Source organism: Burkholderia sp. LS-044, assembly GCF_004803625.1.
Classification (GTDB): domain Bacteria; phylum Pseudomonadota; class Gammaproteobacteria; order Burkholderiales; family Burkholderiaceae; genus Burkholderia; species Burkholderia cepacia.
Window position 1 is genome coordinate 109,503 of sequence record NZ_SSWO01000001.1, and the last position, 19,681, is coordinate 129,183.

Genomic DNA, 19,681 nt, shown 5'->3' on the forward strand with positions numbered 1-19,681 from the left:
ACCGGCTGCCCCCTTGCGGGAGACAGCCGGTTCGGCCAGCCGCGTTGCGCGCCGGGGCACGCCGCGATCAGACGCCGCTCTTCAGCACCTTGCCGATCGCATCGGCGACGATGGCGACGTTCGAGTCGTTCAGGCCCGCGACGCACATCCGGCCCGAACGCAGGATGTACACGCCGTGCACTTCGCGCAGCGCGTCGACCTGCGATTCGGTCAGGCCCGTGTACGTGAACATGCCGCGCTGCTTCACGTAGCGCGTCAGTGCCTCGCCGCTGACGTGGTCGCGCAGGCCGTCATGGATCGACTGGCGCATCCGCGCGATGCGGCGGCACATCGCCGCCAGTTCCTCTTCCCACTGCTTGCGCAGTGCCGGCGTGCCGAGCACGGTGGCCACGACCTTCGCGCCGTAGGTCTGCGGGTTGCTGTAGTTCGAGCGCACGGCACCGGCCAGCTGGCCGAGCACGCGGTCGGCCGCGGCGGCATCCTCGCAGACGACGCTCAGGCCGCCCACGCGCTCGCCGTACAGCGAGAAGTTCTTCGAGAACGAGTTCGCGACCAGCGCCGGCACGCCGCGGCGGGCCAGTTCGCGCACCGCGAACGCGTCCGCGTCGAGGCCCGCGCCGAAGCCCTGGTAGGCCATGTCGACGAACGGCAGCAGCCCGCGCGCCTCGATCACGTCGATCAGCTTCTCCCACTGGCCTTCGTCGAGGTCGACGCCGGTCGGGTTATGGCAGCACGCGTGCAGCAGCACGATGCTGCGCGCCGGCAGCGCGCCGATCGCCGCGAGCATCGCGTCGAACTTCAGGCCGCCCGTCGCCTCGTCGTAGTACGGATACGTGTTCACCGTGAAGCCGGCGCGCTCGAAGATGAAGCGGTGGTTTTCCCAGCTCGGATCGCTGAGCCACACCTGCGAATCCGGGAAATAGCGCTTCAGGAAATCGGCGCCCACCTTCAGTGCGCCGGAGCCGCCGAGCGTCTGCAGCGTCGCGATGCGGCCGGCCGCGCGGGCCGGGTGATCGGCGCCGAACACGAGCGCCTGCACGGCGTCGCGATACGCGGCGAGGCCGACCATCGGCAGGTACGGCTTCGCGCCGAGGTCACGCTGCAGCGCGGTTTCGGCTTCGCGCACGGCGCCCATCACCGGAATCCGGCCTTCGGCGTCGAAGTAGATGCCGATGCTCAGGTTGACCTTCTGGTCGCGCGGATCTTTCTGGAAGTTCTCGTTGAGCGTCAGGATCGGGTCGCCCGGGTACGCGTCGATGTGTTCGAACATGGCTTGAGTCTGTCTCGTTTGGAAGAATGATCGGGCCGGCCTGCGTCAGCGTGCGGATGCGCCGTCGTGCACCGCATAGCCTGCATTCTTCTGACGGAAGCGATACCCGACCGCGAGCACCGCGAGCCATACCGGGATCAGGTACACCGACAGGCGGAGATCCGGCGTCAGGTACATCACGACGAGAATGCCGGCCATGAATGCCAGGCACAGGTAATTCGTGAAAGGATAGCCCAGACTGCGGAAGGAAGTCTCCTCCCGGGCCGCACGCTTCGCCTGGCGGAACTTCAGATGGATCAGCGTGATCATCGCCCAGTTGATGATCAGCGCCGACACGACGAGGCCCATCAGCACCTCGAACGCCTTGCCCGGCATGAAGTAGTTGACCAGCACGCACACGCCGGTCGCGAGCGCCGACGCGCCGAGCGCGGCGAGCGGAATGCCGCGCCTGTTCACCGAGCACAGCACCTTCGGCGCATTGCCCTGCTGCGCGAGGCCGAACAGCATCCGGCTGTTGCTGTACACGCCGCTGTTGTAGACCGACAGCGCGGCCGTCAGCACGACCACGTTCAGCACGTTGGCCACCAGGTTGCTGCTCAGCGCGTGGAAGATCAGGACGAACGGGCTGCCGCCGGTGACGACCTTTTCCCACGGATACAGCGACAGCAGCACGGCGAGCGCGCCGATGTAGAAAATCAGGATCCGGTAGATCACCTGGTTGGTCGCGCGCGGAATGCTGCGCTTCGGATCGTCGGCCTCGGCCGCGGTGATGCCGATCAGCTCCAGCCCGCCGAACGAGAACATGATGGCGGCCATCGACATCACGAGCCCCGACACGCCGTTCGGGAAGAAGCCGCCGTGCTGCCACAGGTTCCGGACGCTCGCCTCCGGGCCTGCATGGCCGCTCGCGAGCAGCCAGCCGCCGAAGCCGATCATGCCGACGATCGCGGCGACCTTGATGATCGAGAACCAGAATTCCGTCTCGCCGTACGACTTCACGCTCGCCAGGTTGAGCAGGTTGATCGCGACGAAGAACACCAGCGCCGACACCCAGGTCGGCACGCCGGGCCACCAGTACTGCACGTAGATCCCGACGGCCGACAGCTCGGCCATGCTGACGAGGATGTACAGCACCCAGTAGTTCCAGCCCGACAGGAAGCCGGTGAAGTGGCCGACGTACTTGTTGGCGAAGTAGCTGAACGAGCCGGCGACGGGCTCGTCGACGACCATCTCGCCGAGCTGACGCATGATGAAGAACGCGACGACGCCGGCCACCGCGTAACCGAGCAGCACGGACGGGCCCGCCATCTTGATCGTCTGCGCGATACCGAGGAACAGCCCCGTGCCGAGCGCGCCGCCGAGCGCAATCAGCTGGATGTGCCGGTTCTTCAGCCCGCGCTTCAGGCCGTCGCTCTCGTTTCCAGAAACCATGTCTTCTCCACTCTGTCCGCCTCCGCCTGAAGCGGGGTGCGGTGCGCCTCGGTGTGCCGGGCGCTGTTTTGCTGTGCCGGGGCCGTTCGTGGAGCCGCCGGGTTGGGGACTGCAATCTTCGCGTGGCGGCGCCCGATTCGCGTCGACGTCCCCGCCAGACCGGCCGCCGACCGTCGCCGCGCCCGCCTTGCTGCGATCGCACACGAAAATCCGGCGTCAGTTTAGCGTCGCGACGGCGAAATCGGGTTTCGTAACCCGTTCATGCAAACCCTACATTATGAGATAAGATTGCACCCAGGAGACGGATGAGGAAATAAAAATGCATGAACCGGTTCTGGATCGCCTCGATCGCCACTTGCTCGCGATCCTGCAGGAGAACGGCCGCGCGTCGAACCTCGATCTGGCGAAGGCGGTCGGCCTGTCGCCCGCGCAGACACTGCGCCGCCACCGGCGGCTGGAGGAAATCGGCGCGATCCGCCGCTACGAAACCCGGCTGTGCCCCGACACGCTCGGTTTTGGCGTCACCGCCTTCGTGCACGTGACGATGGAGCGCGGGCATATCCGCGACCTGTCGAAGTTCCAGAAACTGGTGTCGGATCTCGCGCAGATCCAGGAGTGTTTTTCAGTGACGGGCGATATCGACTACGTGCTGAAAGTCGTCGCGCGCGACCTGAAGGGGCTGTCCACGTTCCTGCTCGAGACGCTGATGCGCATTCCCGGCGTGAGCGGCGTGCATTCGAGCGTGTGCCTCGACGAGATCAAGTGCACGAGCGCGATGCCGGTGGAAGGCTGAAGCACCGGCCCGCTTACCTCACTGCCTCGAACGCACTGATCAGCAACGCCCCCGCCGCGATCACCACGCATCCCGCCGCCCGGCGCGGCGTCAGCCGCTCGCCGAGATACACGCGTGCGATCAGCGCCGCGAACACCACGCTCGTTTCCCGCAGCGCCGACACCGGCCCCATCGGCGCGCGATCCATCGCCCAGATCACGATGCCGTACGCGAGCGCTGCGAACACGCCGCCGCACGCGGCCTTCGCCGTTTCGCCGACATCCTGCGTCAGCCGTAACGGCCCCGCCCGCAGCCGGTAGTACGCGGCCATCATCGCGCCCGTCAGCACGAACATCCACGCGGTATAGCCGACCGTGTTGCCGCTTTCCCGCACGCCGATTCCGTCGACCACGCTGTAGGCCGCGATCGATACGCCGGTCGCGAACGCGGTCGGCAGGACCTGCATCATCCGGTGCTTCGCGTCGCGCCCGCGCTCCAGGCCGATCGCCAGGATGCCCGCGCAGATCAGCACGAGCCCGCATTGCGCGCCGGCATTCAGGTGCTCGCCCGCAAACACCGCCGCGCCGAGCGTGACGAGCAGCGGCGCGGTGCCGCGCGCGACCGGGTATGCGACGGTCAGGTCGCCGTGCTCGTACGCGCGCACCAGCAGCAGCGTATAGACGACGTGGAGCACGGCCGATGCGACGACGCAGAGCCAGCTCGCGGGCGTGATCGGCGCGGCGGCCGGCAGGAACAGCAGCGCGAACAGCCCGATGGCGATCTGCAGCACGGTGGCCGACCGCAGCCGGTCGCCGCTGCTGCGCACGAGCGCATTCCATGACGCATGCAGGAACGCGGCACACAGAACGGCAAACAGAACGGGGATCGGCACGATGCGTACTCGCTGACGGTCGGCCACGCGAAATCGTCGCCGCAGGGCGTTCATCGTATGAATACGTCATCCGGTTGTCAAAAAACCTGCGCTGCGCAGCGTCCTGCGCCCCCGCGCCGCCACGCCGTTTCGCCTGTCCCGCCCGCCCCGTGCGGCATCCGCGGCAATCGTCCCGCCCGCCGCGGAATGTGACGCAAAGGTTGCAGCCGGTCCGCCCCTTTCCGTTCTCTTTCGGTTCGCGCCCCGGCGTAATGAAATCGATACCGCAGCGCAATCGGCGCGAAACCACTCCGTCCCCATATCTTCATACGGGACTGTTCCAATGCGCGTGCTCTCTCACGAGCTCCGCGCCGAACTGACACGGCGACGGGGCCGCTCTCCACCATCGAAGACCTTACCTGGAGTTTCCCGATGTTCCGTCAAGCCTTGCTCGTCACCGCCTGCGCAGCCGCGGCGCTGGCGCTGTTCGCCTGCGGCGGCAGCGACGATCCCACGTCGACGCCTGCCGTGTCGTCGCAGGATGCGCTGCAGACCGCCACGCCGATCAAGCATGTCGTCGTGATCTATGGCGAAAACATCTCGTTCGACCACTACTTCGGCACCTACCCGAACGCGACGAACCCGTCGGGCGAACCGGCGTTCACCGCGAAGGCCGGCACGCCGACGCCGAACGGGCTGACGGGCACGCTGCTCACCGCGAACCCGAACTTCACGAACACGGCCAACGGCACCGACGCGGCGAACCCGTTCCGTCTCGACCGCACGCAGGCCGCAACCGCCGACCAGAACCACGCGTACACGGCCGAACAGCAGGCCGAGGACAACGGCCTCGCCGACCTGTTCCCGAAGTACACCGGCAAGGGCTCGTCCGGCGGCGCCGGCGCGTTCGGCACGAAGGGCCAGGTGATGGGCTACTTCGACGGCAACACCGTGACCGCGCTGTGGAATTACGCCCAGCGCTTCGCGATGAGCGACAACACGTTCACGACGGTCTACGGCCCGTCGACGCCCGGCGCGCTGAACGTGGTGTCCGGCCAGACCAACGGGATGCAGATCGTCAAGACGTCGAAGCAGCCGTCGACGCTCGCGTCCAGCTCGTACTACATCAATGACGGCGCGGGCGGCCTCACGATGATCAACGACGTCGACCCGGGCTTCGACGTGTGCTCGAGCACGACCGACCAGGCGATGATGACGGGCAAGAACATCGGCGACCTGCTGAACGGCGCGAAGATCACGTGGGGCGGCTTCATGGGCGGCTTCAACCTGTCGACGACGAACGGCAACGGCACGACGGGCTGCGCGCGCAGCACGGTCGCGACCGCCGTGAACGCCGCGACGGCCGACTACATCCCGCACCACAACTGGTTCCAGTACTACGCGTCGACCGCGAACCCGCAGCACACGCGCCCGAGCTCGGTCGCGGCGATCGGCTCGAGCTTCCAGACCGACGGCAAGACCGCCGAACCCGCGAACCACCAGTACGACACGGACGACTTCTTCGCCGCCGTGAAGGCCGGCAACTTCCCGTCGGTCAGCTACCTGAAGGCCCCGGCCGCACAGGATGCGCACGCAGGCTATTCGGATCCGCTCGACGAGCAGGCGTTCGTGACGAAGGTCGTCAACTTCCTGCAGCAGCAGCCGGACTGGCAGAACACGGCCGTGATCGTCACCTATGACGACTCGGACGGCTGGTACGACCACGTGTATACGGCGCCGACGCACGCGTCGTCCGATCCGGTCGACCAGGTCAACGGCAACGGCAAGTGCGGCACGGGCGGCACCACCGGCGTGAACGGCGCGACCGTGAACGGCCGCTGCGGCCCGGGCGTGCGCATTCCGCTGATCGTGATCTCGCCGTACGCAAAGCAGAACTACGTCGACCACACGATGCTCGACCAGTCGTCCGTCGTGCGCTTCATCGAGGACAACTGGCTGGGCGGCCAGCGCATCGGCGGCGGTTCGTTCGATGCGACGGCGGGCGACCTGCGCGCGCTGTTCGACTTCACGTCGAAGCCGAACACGACGCCGCTGTACCTCGACCCGACGCTCGGCACCGCATTGAGCGCGGCACCGGCGATCTGACCGGTATTGCATGACCGCATGGCCGGCGCCTCACGCGCCGGCCGTTTCCGTTTGTTCCGTTCAACGCGCCGCTTCGTGCGGCGCCCGATTTCCGACCGACAGCATGACAGCTCGCCCCGCGTTCCCGTCTCCCGACGCCTCCGGCACCGCCGCGCCGCGCGCCCCTTCCCGCCTTCTGCGCCGCGCGGCATTCGCGATCGGCGCCGCCGTGCTCGGCTACGGCGCGTTCGCGATCGCGTTTCCCGCGCAGGTACCGGCGGCGATCGGCACCGTCGTCGCCGACTGGACGGGTGCGAACCCGCATCCGGTCGTGCTGCAGCGGCCCGCCGCGCAGCCGCTGTCGGCGGTCGCGCAGCTCGGGCGCGCGTTGTTCGCCGACCCGTCGCTGTCCGCGTCGGGCAAGCAGTCGTGCGCGTCGTGCCACAGCCCCGATCACGCGTACGGCCCGCCGAACGCGCTCGACGTGCAGCCGGGCGGCCTCGCGATGACGCAGCAGGGTTATCGCCCGCCGCCGTCATTGATGTACCTGTACCGCCAGCCGAACTTCAGCATCGGCCCCGACGCCGGTGAAAACGACGCCGCTCCGAGCGTCGCGCAGCAGGCCGCTTCGGCCGCCGGCGTGGTGAAGGCGCAGAAGGTGGCCGGCACGTCGGCCGCGCCGCAACTCGTGCCGCAGGGCGGGATGTTCTGGGATGGCCGCGCCGATACGCTGCAGCAGCAGGCGTTCGGCCCGCTGCTGAATCCGGTCGAGATGGCGAACGCGAGCGTCGACGACGTCGCGCGCAAGCTCGCGCAGTCGTCGCACCGCGCGCAGTTCGAGAAACTGTTCGGCGCGCGCGTGTTCGACAGCCCGCAGCTCGCGGTGTCGGAAGCGATGTTCGCGATCGCGCGCTACCAGGTGGAGGATCCGTCGTTCCACCCGTACAGCAGCAAGTACGATCGCTGGCTCGAAGGCCGCGCGCGTCTCTCGCAGGCCGAACTGCGCGGGCTGCGGCTGTTCAACAACCCGGACAAGGCGAATTGCGCGGGCTGCCACCTGTCGAAGCCCGGCAAGGACGGATTGCCGCCGATGTTTACCGACTACCAGTACGAGGCGCTCGGTGTGCCGCGCAACCAGCAGCTCGCGCAGAACCGCAACCCGGCGTTCCACGATCTCGGCGTGTGCGGGCCGTTCCGCGACGACCTGAAGGACCAGACGCAGTATTGCGGGATGTTCCTCACGCCGACGCTGCGCAACTCGGCGACACGCCATGTGTTCTTCCACAACGGCGTGTTCCACACGCTCGACCAGGTGATGGCGTTCTACAACGAGCGCAGCATCTCGCCGCAGAAGTTCTATTCGCGCGGCGCGGACGGCAAGGTCGACGAGTACGACGACATTCCGCCGAAATACCGCGCGAACGTCGACGTGACCGATGCGCCGTTCGATCGCAAGCCGGGCGACAAGCCCGCGATGACGGCGCAGGACATCAGGGATATCGAAGCGTTTCTGGGAACGTTGAACGACGCGCCGGCGCGCTGAGCGGCCGGCTATCGGTTGCCGTGCGCGCCGTGTTCGTCAGCGGCGCGCACGGATGCACAGGAAGGCCGGCGCCAGCGACAGCTCCGCATGGAGCCGCTCCGATACGGCCTTCATCTCGGGTAGCGGTGTCGGTTCGACGAAACGGTCGAGATGCCAGCCGGCGTCGGCGAGCGCATTCAGGATGTCGGCGAGCGGCCGGCGCCAGGCCTCGACGTAGGGTTTCGGTTCGCCGAAGCCCGACCAATGGAAGCCGAAACGGCTCGTATCGAAGTACGTGCCATCCCCGCGCGTGCGCTCGTCCATCCAGTCGCGCATCGGATGCGCCATCGAGAACACCAGCGTCGCGCCCGGCCGCGCGACACGTCTGAATTCGCGCAGCGTCGGCGTCAGATCGCGCACGTAGTCGAACGCGAGCGAGCACAGGATCTTGTCGAAAGCATGATCGGGCAGCCAGTCGAGCGGCGCCGCGAGATCGCCTTCCGCGACGTCGACCGCGAGCCCCGCGCAACGCGCCTTCGCGAGCGCGACCATCTCGGGCGTGATGTCGAACGCGTGGACGGTCGCACCGTGGCGCGCGAGGTGCTCGCTGCAGATGCCGGGCCCGCAGCCGGCGTCGAGCACTGTCAGGCCGTCGACGTCGCCGAGCAGCGCCATCGTAGCCGGCCGCTCGTAAAGCGCGTTGTGTGCCTTGGTCGGCGCGATGTCCGCGTAGCGTTGCGCGAAGCTCGCGTAAACGCGGCGGGCGGACGGTTCGTTCGGGTCGGTCATGCGGCATCCGTCGGTGGAGACTGGGCAGGCCGATTCTGCCCGATCCGACGGCGGCTGGCGACCTGTCCTCGCGCCGGCGTCAGGACAGGCTGTCGAGCAGCCGATACCACGCGATCCCGGCCGCGATATAGAAGCGCTGCAACCCGTGCAACGGGATCGGGCGGATCGGCGTGACCCGGAACGGCAGCGGCAGTTGCGCATCGCCCGACAGATGCGCGGCCAGGTGCTTGCCGAGCGTCGTCGCCATCGCGATGCCGCGGCCGTTGTAGCCGAGCGCGATCGTCACGCCCGGCGCGGGCTCGTGCACGTGCGGCAGGAAATCCGCGGTGATCGCGACGCGCCCCGCCCAGCGGTATTCGAACCGGACGCCCTTCAGTTGCGGATACAGCAGCGTCGTCGCGCGTTCGAGGTGGCGCCAGTCGCTCGGCGCGCGCGGGTCGGCGAACGGGCCGCGGCCGCCCATCAGCAGGCGCCCGGCCGCGTCACGGCGGAAGTACAGCAGCAGACGCCGCGCATCCGACGCAACCTCGCCGCCGGCGAGGATGTCGCGGCCAAGCGCCGGCGCGAGCGGTTCCGTCGCGACGATGAAACTGTTCGCGGCGATCACCGACTGGCGCAAGCCGGGCCACAGCCCGTCCGTGTAGCCGTTGGTCGCGATCACGACGCGTTCGGCCGACAGCGTCGCGCCGCCGGACGTCGCGATCCGCCAGCGGCCGTCGGCGCGCGTCAGCCCGACGGCGCGGGTCGACCCATGCACGACCGCCCCGCTCGCCTGCGCGGCGCGCACGAGGCCGCGCGTATAACCGAGCGGCTGCACGCTGCCGGCGCGGCGATCGATCCAGCCGCCCGCATACGCCGGCGTGCCGAGCCGACGCGCGACTTCGTCGCGGCCAAGCACGTCGACCGGCGCGCCGCGCGCGGCCCATTGCTGCGCCCGACGTGCGACCGTGTCGAGCATCGCGGCGGTCGGCGCCGGCTGGATCCAGCCGGCGCGACGCGCATCGCAGTCGATTCCGTACCGCGCGATCAGGTCGAACACCGTGTCGGCCGCGCCGCCGACGATGCCGACAAGCTGTTCGCCGGCCTCGTCGCCGAACCGGCGTACCAGTTCGTCGGGGTCGTATTTCAGCCCGGGAATCACCTGCCCGCCGTTGCGGCCCGATGCGCCCCAGCCCGGCTGCGCGCCGTCGATCACGCGGACGTCGACACCGCGTTCGGCCAGATGAAGTGCGGTCGACAGGCCCGTGAAGCCCGCGCCGACGATCGCCACGTCGCACGACACGGACGCGTCGAGCGCGGGCGTATCGGGCGCCGGCGCGGCGGTTGCCGCCCACAGCGAATCCGGCCACTGCGCGTCGGGCCGTCCGGGTGCCGCGTTCGTTGCGCTCATGTTCGATCCGGGTGGTCGGCGCCGTCCGACGCCAGCAGGCGGCGCAGGAATTCCTGCGTGCGGGGATGGGTCGGCTGCGTGAGCACGTCGCGCGCCGGTCCGCTTTCGCAGATCGTGCCGTCGTGCAGGAAGCACACGCGATCGGCCACCTCGCGTGCGAATGCCATTTCGTGCGTGACGACCACCATGGTCATCCCGTCGCGGGCGAGCCCGCGCATCACGCCGAGCACTTCGCCGACGAGCTCGGGGTCGAGCGCCGACGTCGGCTCGTCGAACAGGATCGCCTGCGGCGCCATCGCGAGCGCGCGTGCGATCGCGACGCGCTGCTGCTGGCCGCCCGACAGTTCCGACGGATACGCGTTCATCCGGTGCGAAAGCCCGACCTTGTCGAGCAGCGCACGCGCCTGCTCGCGTGCCTGCGCGGCCGGCATGCGCCGCACGTGCACGGGCCCTTCCATCACGTTCTCGAGCGCCGTGCGGTGCGCGAACAGGTTGAAGCGCTGGAACACCATGCCGACCCGCATCCGCAGTTCGTGGATCCGCTTCGAATGCGCGTCGACCTTCACGCCGTCGATCGTGATCGACCCTTCGTCGTAGGTCTCGAAGCCGTTGATACAGCGCAGCACGGTCGACTTGCCGGAACCGGACGGCCCGATCAGGCACACGACTTCACCCGCCTGCACGTCGAGGCTCACGCCCTTCAGCACCGCGTGCTGCTGAAACCGTTTATGGATGGAATCGATCCGGATCATGCGCCTCTCCTCAGTGCGAGCCGCTTGCCGAGCCGGTTCACGCCGAACATCAGCGGCAGGCCGAGCGCGAGATACAGCAGCGCGACGAGCGTGTAGACGCTCATGTTCTGGAACGTCGACGACGCGATCAGCTGGCCGGCGCGCGTGATCTCGGCGACCGTGATCGTCGACGCGACCGACGAATCCTTCAGCAACATCACCAGCGTGTTGCCGTACGGCGGCAGCGCGATGCGGAACGCCTGCGGCAGCACCACGCGCCGCATGATCATCGGCCCGCGCATGCCGATCGCGTGCGCGGCCTCGATCTGGCCGCGGTCGATCGCCTCGATGCCCGCGCGGAAGTTCTCGGCCTGATACGCCGAATACGCGATGCCGAGACCGAGCACGCCAGCCTGGAATGCCGACAGCTGCACGCCGAGATCAGGCAGCACGAAGTACATGTAAAACAGCTGCACGATGATCGGCAGCCCGCGGATCACGTTGACGATCGTGCTGCCGGCCGTCGAGACGGCACGATTGCGCGACACCTTCAGCAGCGCAAGGATCAGCCCGAGCACCGAGCTGAGCACGAACGCGCATGCGGTGATCTCGATCGTGACCACTGCGCCCTTCAGCAGGATCGGCAGGAAATCGATCGCATTCTGGAAAAACATGAGGCCTCCTATGCGACGGCCGGACGGCCCGCCGCCGGGAATGCCCGCGACGCGCGGGCGATGCCGGTCGGGAATCGAATGCCGACGCTCAGCTCATGTGCCACTTCTGCAGGATCTGCTGCAGCGTGCCGTCGCTCTTCATCTTGCGGATCGCGCCGTTGAGCTGTTCGAGCGTCGCAGTGTCACCCTTGCGCACGATGAAGCACACCTGCCCCTTCACGACGCTCTGGTATTCCGGCACGAGCCGCACCTGGCGATTGACGCCGTGTTCGATCTGGTACGCGACGATCGGCTGGTCGGCGAAGCCGGCCTTGATGCGCCCGAGCGCGACGTCGCGCATGATGTCGGCGATCGAATCGTAGGTCCGGACTTCCTTGAAGATGCCCTTCTTGTTGAGCGCATCGACGAACGCCGTGCCGACCTGCGCGCCGACCACCTGGTCCTTGAAATCGTCCATCGACGTATAGCGGCCCGGGTCGTCGGCCTTCACGATCAGGCCTTCGCCGAATGAGTAGACGGTGTCGGAAAAATCGACGACCTGCTGGCGCGCCGGCGTCTTCAGCATCGCGGCCGAGATGATGTCGATCTTCTGCGTGGTGAGCGACGGGATCAGCGCCGAGAACACGGTCTGCTGCACGTCGACGCGAAACCCGGCCGACTTCCCGGCTGCCGTGATCGCATCGACCATCATCCCCTGGATCGAATTGCTCTTGACGTCGAGAAACGTGAACGGCACGCCGGTGGCCGTCGCGCCGACCTTCAGCGTCGGCTCGGCCGCAACGGCACCCGCCGATGCCGTGGAGAGGGCGATACAGGTGGCAAAACCGGCGGCCAGTGCGCCGAACCGCTTGATGAACGGAACCATGGTGACTCCTTCTCGAATAATCCGGGCGCCGGCCGGTCGCTGATCGACACTGCGACGATGGTCCGATCTTAAAACGAATCAAAAACATCGCAAATAGATTTTTGCGTATCGATATTCGATACGCTATGATGCGATATCGAATCGATTCCGCTCCTCGCCATGGAAACGTCGCCCGACCAAGCAAACGATCTGCTGTTCAACCAGTCGCTGGAAAAAGGGCTGAACGTGCTGCGCGCGTTCAGCGCGAAACGGCGCACGATGACGCTGGCGGAGGTGGCCGACGCGGCGGGGATGACGAAAAGCTCCGCACAGCGGATGGTCTATACGCTCGAGAAGCTCGGCTACATCCGCAAGCATCCGGTCACGCGGCGTTACCAGCTCACGCCGCACGTGATGCGGATCGGCTTCAACTATCTCGCCGCCGATACGTTGATCGACGTCGCGAATCCGTTCCTGTCCGAGCTCACGAACCTGACCGGCGAAACCACCAACCTCACCGAGCCAGACGAGGACGAAATGGTGTACGTCGCGCGTTTCGTGTCGACCAAGTTCGTGCCGATTCACATGCCGATCGGCAGCCGCATCCCGATGTATTGCACCGGCAGCGGCCGCGCGTTCCTGAGCGCGCTGCCGCCGGACGACGCACGCGCGCGGCTCGACGGCATGGCGCGCACGCCGCATACGCCGCGCACGGTCACGGCACTCGACGATCTCGTCGCGCTGCTCGACAGCGCGCGGCGGGAAGGCTACGCGACCAACCAGGAAGAACTATTCATCGGGGACATGTCGATCGCGGCGCCCGTGCTCGGCAGCCAGGGGCAGCCGGTCGCGGCCGTGCACGTGGTCGCGCCGACGAGCCGCTGGACGTTCGACGACGCGCGCCGCAAGCTCGCGCCGGCGGTAATCGACTGCGCGCGCGGGATCAGCAATTCGATCCGGACGCTCGAGTAGGGTTCGTGAGGCGGGAGACCGTGCGCCCCGGCGGTGCGCAACGGCGTTTGATCGCTACTGCGGCTTCGGCGAAGCCTCGCTCCGATAAGTCCGGTTCGGATGCAACACGAGCTGCTTCGCGACAGCGTCCAGTTCCTTGCCGTGATACAGATCGAGGCACTTCAGGAAGTCGAACTTCACGTCCCCGACTTCCGATTCGACAACCGGATTCCGATAGTCTCGCGCCAGATACTTCGCGACCAGCGCGTGAATGACATCCGGCGCACGTTCCATGTCGTCGTAGGTCCAGTCGCGCAACGCGCTGATGCTGCTGCCGATGTCCTTGCTCACGCCGGCCTCCTGCTTGTAAGCGGTAGCCAGGCACTCCGCGAGCATCCTGTCCTTGAAGTTCTGGAGGTAAGTCCGTGAGCCGGCCTCGGGCGATGTTTGTGCGCCGTCCTTCGCCACGACCATCGCGGGTTGAAACGCGATGCACGCCAACACGGCAGCGATCCGGACTCCCCTCATGACAGGCTCCAAAAGTTTGCGCGATCGGAACGATACCGCGCGCCCGGTTCGTTGAAGTAACCATGGTCGCGCCCCGGATGCTCGCGTCCGTCGCCCTCCGCGGCCGGACCTCGAGGATCGGATCAAACCCCGACGGGGAAAAGTATTGCCGACAGTCGCCGACAGCCTCTTCGTCCCCCCCCCCTCGTTTTCCCCGATCCCGTTCATCTTGACTCCGCCGCACCGATCGACAAAACTTCGCACATCGCAAGTGTGATCACAGATCGCAGATCAAACCCAGGAGAACCCCGCCTTGCCGCCTCGTATCGTCCCGCCCGCACTGAAAGCCATCGAACAGGAAACGATGGCCGACAAGGTCTACCAGCAACTGCGCGAAGCGCTGATGAGCGGCCGCTTCGCGCCCGGCCAGGCGCTGAGCCTGCGCAGCGTCGCCGAGGCAGTCGGCTCGTCGACGATGCCGGTGCGTGCCGCGCTCACGCGGTTGCGCGCCGAGCGCGCGCTGGTCGACGGCCCGAACCGGGCGCTCGTCGTTCCGCCGATGACGCTCGACATGCTCGACGAACTGCGCGACGTGCGGATCGCCCTCGAAGGCTGTATCGCCGAGCGCGCGTGCGCCCGGATGACCGACGCGCAGATCGCGGTCGTGCGCAAGACCTGCGAAACGATGCAGGCACACGTCGAGGCCGGCCGCTCGCGCGCCTACCTGCAAAGCAATTTCGCGTTCCACAGCGCGATCTACGCGCACGGCGCCAGCGAAAACACGCTCGCGATCGTCGAGAACCTGTGGATGCGCGTCGGCCCGTTCCTCAACATGGTCGCGCTCGACATTCCGCACATGCGGCGCTCGATGGATGCGCACCGTGCAATCGTCGATGCACTCGAGCGACGCGACGGCGCGGGCGTGCGGGCCGGCATCGCGCTCGACATCGGCGGCGCCGCGCACGATCTCGCCGAGACGCTGCGGGCCGAACAGACGCCGCGGACCGTGAACGCGAAACCGTAGCCGCCGCCCGCCTCGACCCGCCGAATCGCGAGCGGCCGCAATCCGACTACACCAACGATGGAGACAACCCGGCATGACAGCTTCCGACCTGCTGAAACCCTATGACGGCCTGCGCGTCCTCGTGACGGGCGGCGCGTCGGGCATCGGTCTCGAAATCGCCGACGCGTTCGCCGAATGCGGCGCGCGCGTGCACGTGTGCGACGCCTCGCAAGCCGCGATCGCGGCGCTCGCCGACCGGCCGCCGCGCGCCGCGGCCGGCGCGATCAGCGCGACGCTGGCCGATGTATCCGACCCGGCCGCCGTCGAGCGCGTGTTCGCCGACGTGTCGACCGGGCTCGGCGGCCTCGACGTGCTGGTCAACAACGCGGGTATCGCCGGCCCGACCGGCGGCATCGACGAAATCGACCCCATGCAGTGGGAACAAACCGTCGCGATCAACCTGAACGCGCAATTCCAGTTCGCGCGCCGCGCGGTGCCGCTGCTGCGCGAGTCGAAACACGGCGGCGCGATCATTGCACTGTCGTCGGTCGCCGGCCGGCTCGGCTATGCGTTCCGCACGCCGTATGCGGCCACCAAATGGGCGGTGGTCGGCCTCGTGAAGAGCCTCGCGATCGAACTCGGGCCGCTCGGCATCCGCGTGAACGCGATCCAGCCCGGCATCGTGCGCGGCCCGCGGATGCGCCGCGTGATCGAGGCGCGCGCGCAGCAGCTCGGCATCGGCTACGACGACATGGAGAAGCGCTATCTCGAGAAGATCTCGCTGCGGCGCATGACCGATCCGGCCGAGATCGCCGCGACCGCGCTGTTCCTGTGCTCGCCGGGCGGGCATGGCATCACCGGCCAGGCGATCTCCGTCTGCGGCAACGTCGAAGTGCTCTGACGCGTCCTGCATCGTTCATCGAAAGGAATCCATCCGTGGCAAACGCTCGCAAAGTCATCATCACCTGTGCGCCGACCGGCGCGATCCATACGCCGTCGATGTCGCCGTACCTGCCTGTCACGCCGCACGAAATCGAAACGGCCGCGGTCGCGGCCGCACGGGCCGGCGCGGCGATCCTGCACCTGCACGCACGCAACCCGTCCGACGGCAAGCCGACACAGGATCCAGCCGTGTTCGCCGAATTCCTGCCGCGCATCAAGGCGCAGACCGACGCGGTGATCAACCTCACGTCGGGCGGCAGCCCGCACATGACGGTCGACGAACGGCTGCAGCCCGCGCTGCATTTCCAGCCCGAGGTCGCGTCGTTGAACATGGGCTCGATGAACTTCGGGCTGTACCCGATGCTCGAGCGCTTCCGCGAGCTGAAGCATCCGTGGGAGCGCGAACATCTCGAGAAAAGCCGCGATCTCGTGTTCAAGAATACGTTCGCGGACATCGAGACGATCCTCACGCGCTGCGGCGCGAACGGCACGCGGTTCGAATTCGAGTGCTACGACATCTCGCATCTGTACAACCTCGCGCACTTCGTCGATCGCGGGCTCGCGAAACCGCCGTTCTTCGTGCAAAGCGTGTTCGGCCTGCTCGGCGGGATCGGCGCGCACCCGGAAGACCTGATGCACATGCGCCGGACGGCCGACCGCCTGTTCGGCAGCGATTACGTGTGGTCGATCCTCGGCGCGGGACGCAACCAGATTCCGCTCGCGACGATCGGCGCCGCGCAAGGCGCGAACGTGCGCGTCGGGCTCGAGGATTCGCTGTGGATCGCGCCCGGCAAGCTCGCGGAATCGAGCGCCGCGCAAGTCCTGAAAATGCGTCAGGTGCTCGAAGGCCTGTCGCTCGAGATCGCAACGCCGGCCGAGGCGCGCGCGATGCTCGCGCTCAAGGGCGGCGACGCCGTGAATTTCTGATCGCCGGGTCGCCCCCCAACACCCGCATCCGCAAGCGCAGTGACAAGGCGCCGGCCCGAACCGGCCGGCGCCAGGACGCCCTTCATCGCCCCGCTCCGTTCGAGCGCCGCCGGCGCGGCTCCGTCGACTGCCCATCCGCTGCCTGCCGCGCAGCGGCATTTGCCGAACGCGGCGCGCCGTGCTTGCCGTGCGCGCCGGTTCGCCCTTACCGGAGTCGTCCGCATGTCCACTCATCCCGCTCAGGCCCTGTCGTCCACCGCGACCGACGCGAACGCGTCGCTGAACCGGCTGCTGTTCCGCAAACTCATGCCGCTGCTGATCGCCGCGTATGTGATCAGCTTTCTCGACCGCACCAACATCGCGTTCGCCAAACATTCGATGGGCGTCGATCTCGGCATCTCATCGGCCGCGTACGGGCTCGGCGCGGGGCTGTTCTTTCTCACCTACGCGCTCTTCGAGATCCCGAGCAACCTGATCATGCATCGCGTCGGCGCGCGCTTCTGGATCACGCGGATCATGATCACGTGGGGCGCGCTGTCGATCGCGATGGCGTTCGTCCGCGGCGAGACATCTTTCTACGTGATGCGCCTGCTGCTCGGCGTGGCCGAAGCCGGCCTGTTTCCCGGCGTGATGCTGTATCTGACGTACTGGTTCGGCCGGGAGGAACGTGCGCGCGCCACCGGCTATTTCCTGCTCGGCGTGTGCATTGCGAATATCGTCGGCGGGCCGCTGGCCGGTGCGCTGATCGAACTCGACGGCACGCTCGGTTTCCACGGCTGGCAATGGTTGTTCGTCGTCGAAGGCATTCCGGCGATCCTGCTCGCGTTCGTCGTGTGGACACGCTTGCCGGACCGTCCGAGCGCCGCGCCGTGGCTCGCCCCGGAAACCGGCCGCGCGCTCGAGCGCAAGCTGGCCGCCGAACAGGACGCGGGCGTCGTCGCGCACGGCGGCCACGCGTTCGGCGCCGCATTGCGCGACCCGCAGATCTGGCTCGCGATCTTCGTGTACTTCTGCCACCAGTTGACCATCTACACGGTGATCTTCTTCCTGCCGGGGATCATCGGCGCGTCGGGACGTCTGTCGCCGGTCGCGGTCGGGTTGCTGACGTCGCTGCCCTGGCTCGCCGCCGCGCTCGGGGCCGGGACGCTGCCGCGCTTCGCACGCGAGTCGCGTCATTCGCGGCGGATGCTGTGCGCAGGGCTCGCAATCATGGCGGCCGGGATGGTCGGCGCCGCGCATGCGTCACCGTTGGCGGGCCTGCTCTGCGTGTGCGTGTCCGCGTCGATGTTCTTCGTCGTGCAGTCGATCGTGTTCACGTTTCCGGCGTCGCGGCTCGCCGGCAGTGCGCTGGCCGGCGGGCTCGGGCTCGTGAATACGTGCGGGTTGCTCGGCGGCTTCGTCGGGCCCACCGTCGTCGGCGCGATCGAACAGGCGACCGGCAATGCAAAGAACGGGCTGACGCTGCTGGCGGCCGCGCTCGTCGTCGCGGCATTCGCGAGCCTCGCGTTGCGTCACGGGCACGAGCGCGCCGACGTGCGATCGCGCGGCTGAAAGGCAGGCTGGAACCAGACCGGCGTGAGACGGGCTGCGCCCCGCCCGCCTCACGCGGTCAGAACAGATACATCCCCGCGACGAACACGACGCCCGAGAACAGCAGCGTCGTCACGCAGTACCCCATGATGTCGCGCACCCCGAGCCCGGCAATCGCCAGCGCGGGCAGCGCCCAGAACGGCTGCGCCATGTTGGTCCAGGCCTCGCCGTACGCGATCGCCATCGCCGCCTTGCCGAGATCGGCCCCGAGCGCCTGAGCCGCCGGCATCACGAACGGGCCCTGCACGACCCAGTGGCCGCCGCCCGACGGCACCGCGAAATTGATCACGGCGGAACTCAGGAACGCGAGCAGCGGGAACGTATGCACGTTCGCGATATCGACGAACCACTTCGTGATCACGCCCGCGAGCCCCGAATGATCCATCAGTGCCTGGATGCCCGCGTAGAACGGGAACTGGATCATGATCCCCGACGCGCCGCGCGCCGCGCCGGCCACCGCGCGCGCATAGGCCATCGGCGTACGGTGCAGCAGGATGCCGGCCGCGAGGAACGCGAGGTTCACGGTGTCGATGTCGAGTGCGAAGCCCTTCTGCATGAACTTCAGCACGAGGAACGCCGCACACAGCGCCGCGACGAACACCGACAACGCACGGCTCTCCTCCATCCGCTCCGCGAACGTCGCGTCGGGCCCGAGCTGGCGCTCGACGCTCGGCGGTTCGGCCAGCAACGCCGGATCGACGCTGACCACGTCGCCCGGCTTCGGCATCATCAGGCGCGCGAGGAACGGCAGCATCACGATCAGGCCGATCGTGATGAACGCGTTGTAGCCAGTGAAGATCGTCTGCGAAACGGGAATCAGCCCGATGGTCTTTTCCATCGGGTTGCCCTTCGTGGCCGCGACGAGCGGGACCGAACCCGACAATCCGCCGTGCCAGCTCAGGAAGCCCATGTACGCGGACGCGACGAGCAGCCGGTAATCGCTGCCGGCCACGCGACGCGCCACTTCGCGCGCGAGCATCGCGCCGAGCACGAGGCCGAAGCCCCAGTTGATCGCGCACGCGAGCGCGCCGACGAACGCGACGAGCATCACGCCCTGCCCCGGCGTGCGCGCGGTGCTCGCGAGCGCGACGAGCATGCGCTTCACGGGCGGCGAACTCGCGAGTGCGTGACCGGTGACGAGAATCATCACCATCTGCATCGAGAACGCGAGCAGGTTCCAGAAACCCGAACCCCACATCGTCGTGAGTTGCGCGGGCGTATTCGGTGTGAGGCCGAACGCGAGCGCGAACGTGACGATCGTCAGCAGGATCGCGAAAATCAACGGGTCGGGCAACACGCGGTGAACCACCTGCGTGAAAAAGCGGGAAATGCGCTGGATCAACTTGAGCTCCTCGTTTCCTGATAGGGACGTCCGCGCGTGT

The 19,681-nt window shown here is 67.5% G+C and carries 18 protein-coding genes; 8 read left to right on the plus strand and 10 right to left on the minus strand.

From position 1 onward, the window contains the following. Window positions 1-67: 67 nt before the first annotated feature. Window positions 68-1,270, minus strand: coding sequence for an amino acid aminotransferase (locus E9536_RS00510; RefSeq protein WP_136469073.1), 1,203 nt, complete (start codon window positions 1,268-1,270; stop codon window positions 68-70). A gap of 45 nt (window positions 1,271-1,315) precedes the next feature. Further along, the gene (locus E9536_RS00515) at window positions 1,316-2,701 is read right to left on the minus strand and encodes an amino acid permease (protein WP_124814782.1); all 1,386 of its coding nucleotides are present in this window, start codon (window positions 2,699-2,701) and stop codon (window positions 1,316-1,318) included. A gap of 319 nt (window positions 2,702-3,020) precedes the next feature. Here E9536_RS00515 and E9536_RS00520 point away from each other — a divergent pair, with 319 nt between their 5' ends. Then, the gene (locus E9536_RS00520; RefSeq protein ID WP_021159174.1) at window positions 3,021-3,494 is read left to right on the plus strand and encodes an Lrp/AsnC family transcriptional regulator; all 474 of its coding nucleotides are present in this window, start codon (window positions 3,021-3,023) and stop codon (window positions 3,492-3,494) included. Between the two features lie 13 nt (window positions 3,495-3,507). Here the strand turns inward: E9536_RS00520 and E9536_RS00525 are convergent, their stop codons facing one another. Beyond that, window positions 3,508-4,419, minus strand: coding sequence for an EamA family transporter (locus E9536_RS00525; RefSeq protein ID WP_060195834.1), 912 nt, complete (start codon window positions 4,417-4,419; stop codon window positions 3,508-3,510). Between the two features lie 357 nt (window positions 4,420-4,776). Here E9536_RS00525 and E9536_RS00530 point away from each other — a divergent pair, with 357 nt between their 5' ends. Both E9536_RS00530 and E9536_RS00535 read left to right on the plus strand, forming a co-directional pair. Continuing rightward, the gene (locus tag E9536_RS00530; protein WP_136469074.1) at window positions 4,777-6,450 is read left to right on the plus strand and encodes an alkaline phosphatase family protein; all 1,674 of its coding nucleotides are present in this window, start codon (window positions 4,777-4,779) and stop codon (window positions 6,448-6,450) included. Between the two features lie 103 nt (window positions 6,451-6,553). Then, window positions 6,554-7,972, plus strand: coding sequence for a cytochrome c peroxidase (locus E9536_RS00535; RefSeq protein ID WP_060170960.1), 1,419 nt, complete (start codon window positions 6,554-6,556; stop codon window positions 7,970-7,972). Between the two features lie 36 nt (window positions 7,973-8,008). On the opposite strand, the gene E9536_RS00540 is transcribed toward E9536_RS00535, so the two are convergent. The 5 genes from E9536_RS00540 to E9536_RS00560 form a co-directional block, all read right to left on the minus strand. Beyond that, window positions 8,009-8,740, minus strand: coding sequence for a class I SAM-dependent methyltransferase (locus E9536_RS00540; protein WP_059484953.1), 732 nt, complete (start codon window positions 8,738-8,740; stop codon window positions 8,009-8,011). Between the two features lie 79 nt (window positions 8,741-8,819). Next, complete coding sequence (locus tag E9536_RS00545; RefSeq protein WP_136469075.1) at window positions 8,820-10,130, minus strand: FAD-binding oxidoreductase; 1,311 nt, start codon at window positions 10,128-10,130, stop codon at window positions 8,820-8,822. After that, the gene (locus tag E9536_RS00550) at window positions 10,127-10,882 is read right to left on the minus strand and encodes an amino acid ABC transporter ATP-binding protein (protein ID WP_060061795.1); all 756 of its coding nucleotides are present in this window, start codon (window positions 10,880-10,882) and stop codon (window positions 10,127-10,129) included. Before E9536_RS00550 ends, E9536_RS00545 begins: the two co-directional genes overlap by 4 nt. Continuing rightward, window positions 10,879-11,535: an amino acid ABC transporter permease gene (locus E9536_RS00555; protein WP_006482843.1), complete on the minus strand. Its 657-nt coding sequence runs from the start codon at window positions 11,533-11,535 to the stop codon at window positions 10,879-10,881. Before E9536_RS00555 ends, E9536_RS00550 begins: the two co-directional genes overlap by 4 nt. Window positions 11,536-11,623: 88 nt before the next feature. Then, complete coding sequence (locus E9536_RS00560) at window positions 11,624-12,400, minus strand: ABC transporter substrate-binding protein (protein WP_027791537.1); 777 nt, start codon at window positions 12,398-12,400, stop codon at window positions 11,624-11,626. A 159-nt stretch (window positions 12,401-12,559) separates the two neighbouring features. On the opposite strand from E9536_RS00560, the gene E9536_RS00565 reads away from it, so the two are divergent. Beyond that, complete coding sequence (locus E9536_RS00565; RefSeq protein ID WP_059683455.1) at window positions 12,560-13,351, plus strand: IclR family transcriptional regulator; 792 nt, start codon at window positions 12,560-12,562, stop codon at window positions 13,349-13,351. A gap of 54 nt (window positions 13,352-13,405) precedes the next feature. Here the strand turns inward: E9536_RS00565 and E9536_RS00570 are convergent, their stop codons facing one another. Beyond that, window positions 13,406-13,858, minus strand: a complete 453-nt coding sequence (locus E9536_RS00570) for a type VI secretion system amidase immunity protein Tai4 (RefSeq protein WP_136469076.1) — start codon at window positions 13,856-13,858, stop codon at window positions 13,406-13,408. Window positions 13,859-14,150: 292 nt separating this feature from the next. Here E9536_RS00570 and E9536_RS00575 point away from each other — a divergent pair, with 292 nt between their 5' ends. The 4 genes from E9536_RS00575 (at window position 14,151) to E9536_RS00590 (ending at window position 18,260) form a co-directional block, all read left to right on the plus strand. After that, window positions 14,151-14,861: a GntR family transcriptional regulator gene (locus E9536_RS00575; protein WP_124814788.1), complete on the plus strand. Its 711-nt coding sequence runs from the start codon at window positions 14,151-14,153 to the stop codon at window positions 14,859-14,861. 73 nt (window positions 14,862-14,934) lie between these two features. Further along, window positions 14,935-15,741, plus strand: coding sequence for an SDR family oxidoreductase (locus tag E9536_RS00580; protein WP_136469077.1), 807 nt, complete (start codon window positions 14,935-14,937; stop codon window positions 15,739-15,741). A 35-nt stretch (window positions 15,742-15,776) separates the two neighbouring features. Continuing rightward, complete coding sequence (locus E9536_RS00585) at window positions 15,777-16,709, plus strand: 3-keto-5-aminohexanoate cleavage protein (RefSeq protein WP_021159186.1); 933 nt, start codon at window positions 15,777-15,779, stop codon at window positions 16,707-16,709. A gap of 222 nt (window positions 16,710-16,931) precedes the next feature. Then, complete coding sequence (locus E9536_RS00590) at window positions 16,932-18,260, plus strand: MFS transporter (RefSeq protein WP_136469078.1); 1,329 nt, start codon at window positions 16,932-16,934, stop codon at window positions 18,258-18,260. 58 nt (window positions 18,261-18,318) lie between these two features. Here the strand turns inward: E9536_RS00590 and E9536_RS00595 are convergent, their stop codons facing one another. Next, a complete protein-coding gene (locus tag E9536_RS00595; RefSeq protein ID WP_136469079.1) occupies window positions 18,319-19,641 on the minus strand; it encodes a TIGR00366 family protein in 1,323 nt (440 codons plus the stop codon). Window positions 19,642-19,681: the final 40 nt, after the last annotated feature.

Coding starts and splice junctions, on each gene's coding strand:
- E9536_RS00590 (WP_136469078.1), top strand. CDS start 16,932: ATGTCCACTCATCCCGCTCAGGCCCTGTCGTCCACCGCGACCGACGCG.
- E9536_RS00515 (WP_124814782.1), bottom strand. CDS start 2,701: ATGGTTTCTGGAAACGAGAGCGACGGCCTGAAGCGCGGGCTGAAGAAC.
- E9536_RS00525 (WP_060195834.1), bottom strand. CDS start 4,419: ATGAACGCCCTGCGGCGACGATTTCGCGTGGCCGACCGTCAGCGAGTA.
- E9536_RS00550 (WP_060061795.1), bottom strand. CDS start 10,882: ATGATCCGGATCGATTCCATCCATAAACGGTTTCAGCAGCACGCGGTG.
- E9536_RS00540 (WP_059484953.1), bottom strand. CDS start 8,740: ATGACCGACCCGAACGAACCGTCCGCCCGCCGCGTTTACGCGAGCTTC.
- E9536_RS00520 (WP_021159174.1), top strand. CDS start 3,021: ATGCATGAACCGGTTCTGGATCGCCTCGATCGCCACTTGCTCGCGATC.
- E9536_RS00545 (WP_136469075.1), bottom strand. CDS start 10,130: ATGAGCGCAACGAACGCGGCACCCGGACGGCCCGACGCGCAGTGGCCG.
- E9536_RS00530 (WP_136469074.1), top strand. CDS start 4,777: ATGTTCCGTCAAGCCTTGCTCGTCACCGCCTGCGCAGCCGCGGCGCTG.
- E9536_RS00555 (WP_006482843.1), bottom strand. CDS start 11,535: ATGTTTTTCCAGAATGCGATCGATTTCCTGCCGATCCTGCTGAAGGGC.
- E9536_RS00510 (WP_136469073.1), bottom strand. CDS start 1,270: ATGTTCGAACACATCGACGCGTACCCGGGCGACCCGATCCTGACGCTC.
- E9536_RS00565 (WP_059683455.1), top strand. CDS start 12,560: ATGGAAACGTCGCCCGACCAAGCAAACGATCTGCTGTTCAACCAGTCG.
- E9536_RS00570 (WP_136469076.1), bottom strand. CDS start 13,858: ATGAGGGGAGTCCGGATCGCTGCCGTGTTGGCGTGCATCGCGTTTCAA.
- E9536_RS00560 (WP_027791537.1), bottom strand. CDS start 12,400: ATGGTTCCGTTCATCAAGCGGTTCGGCGCACTGGCCGCCGGTTTTGCC.
- E9536_RS00580 (WP_136469077.1), top strand. CDS start 14,935: ATGACAGCTTCCGACCTGCTGAAACCCTATGACGGCCTGCGCGTCCTC.
- E9536_RS00535 (WP_060170960.1), top strand. CDS start 6,554: ATGACAGCTCGCCCCGCGTTCCCGTCTCCCGACGCCTCCGGCACCGCC.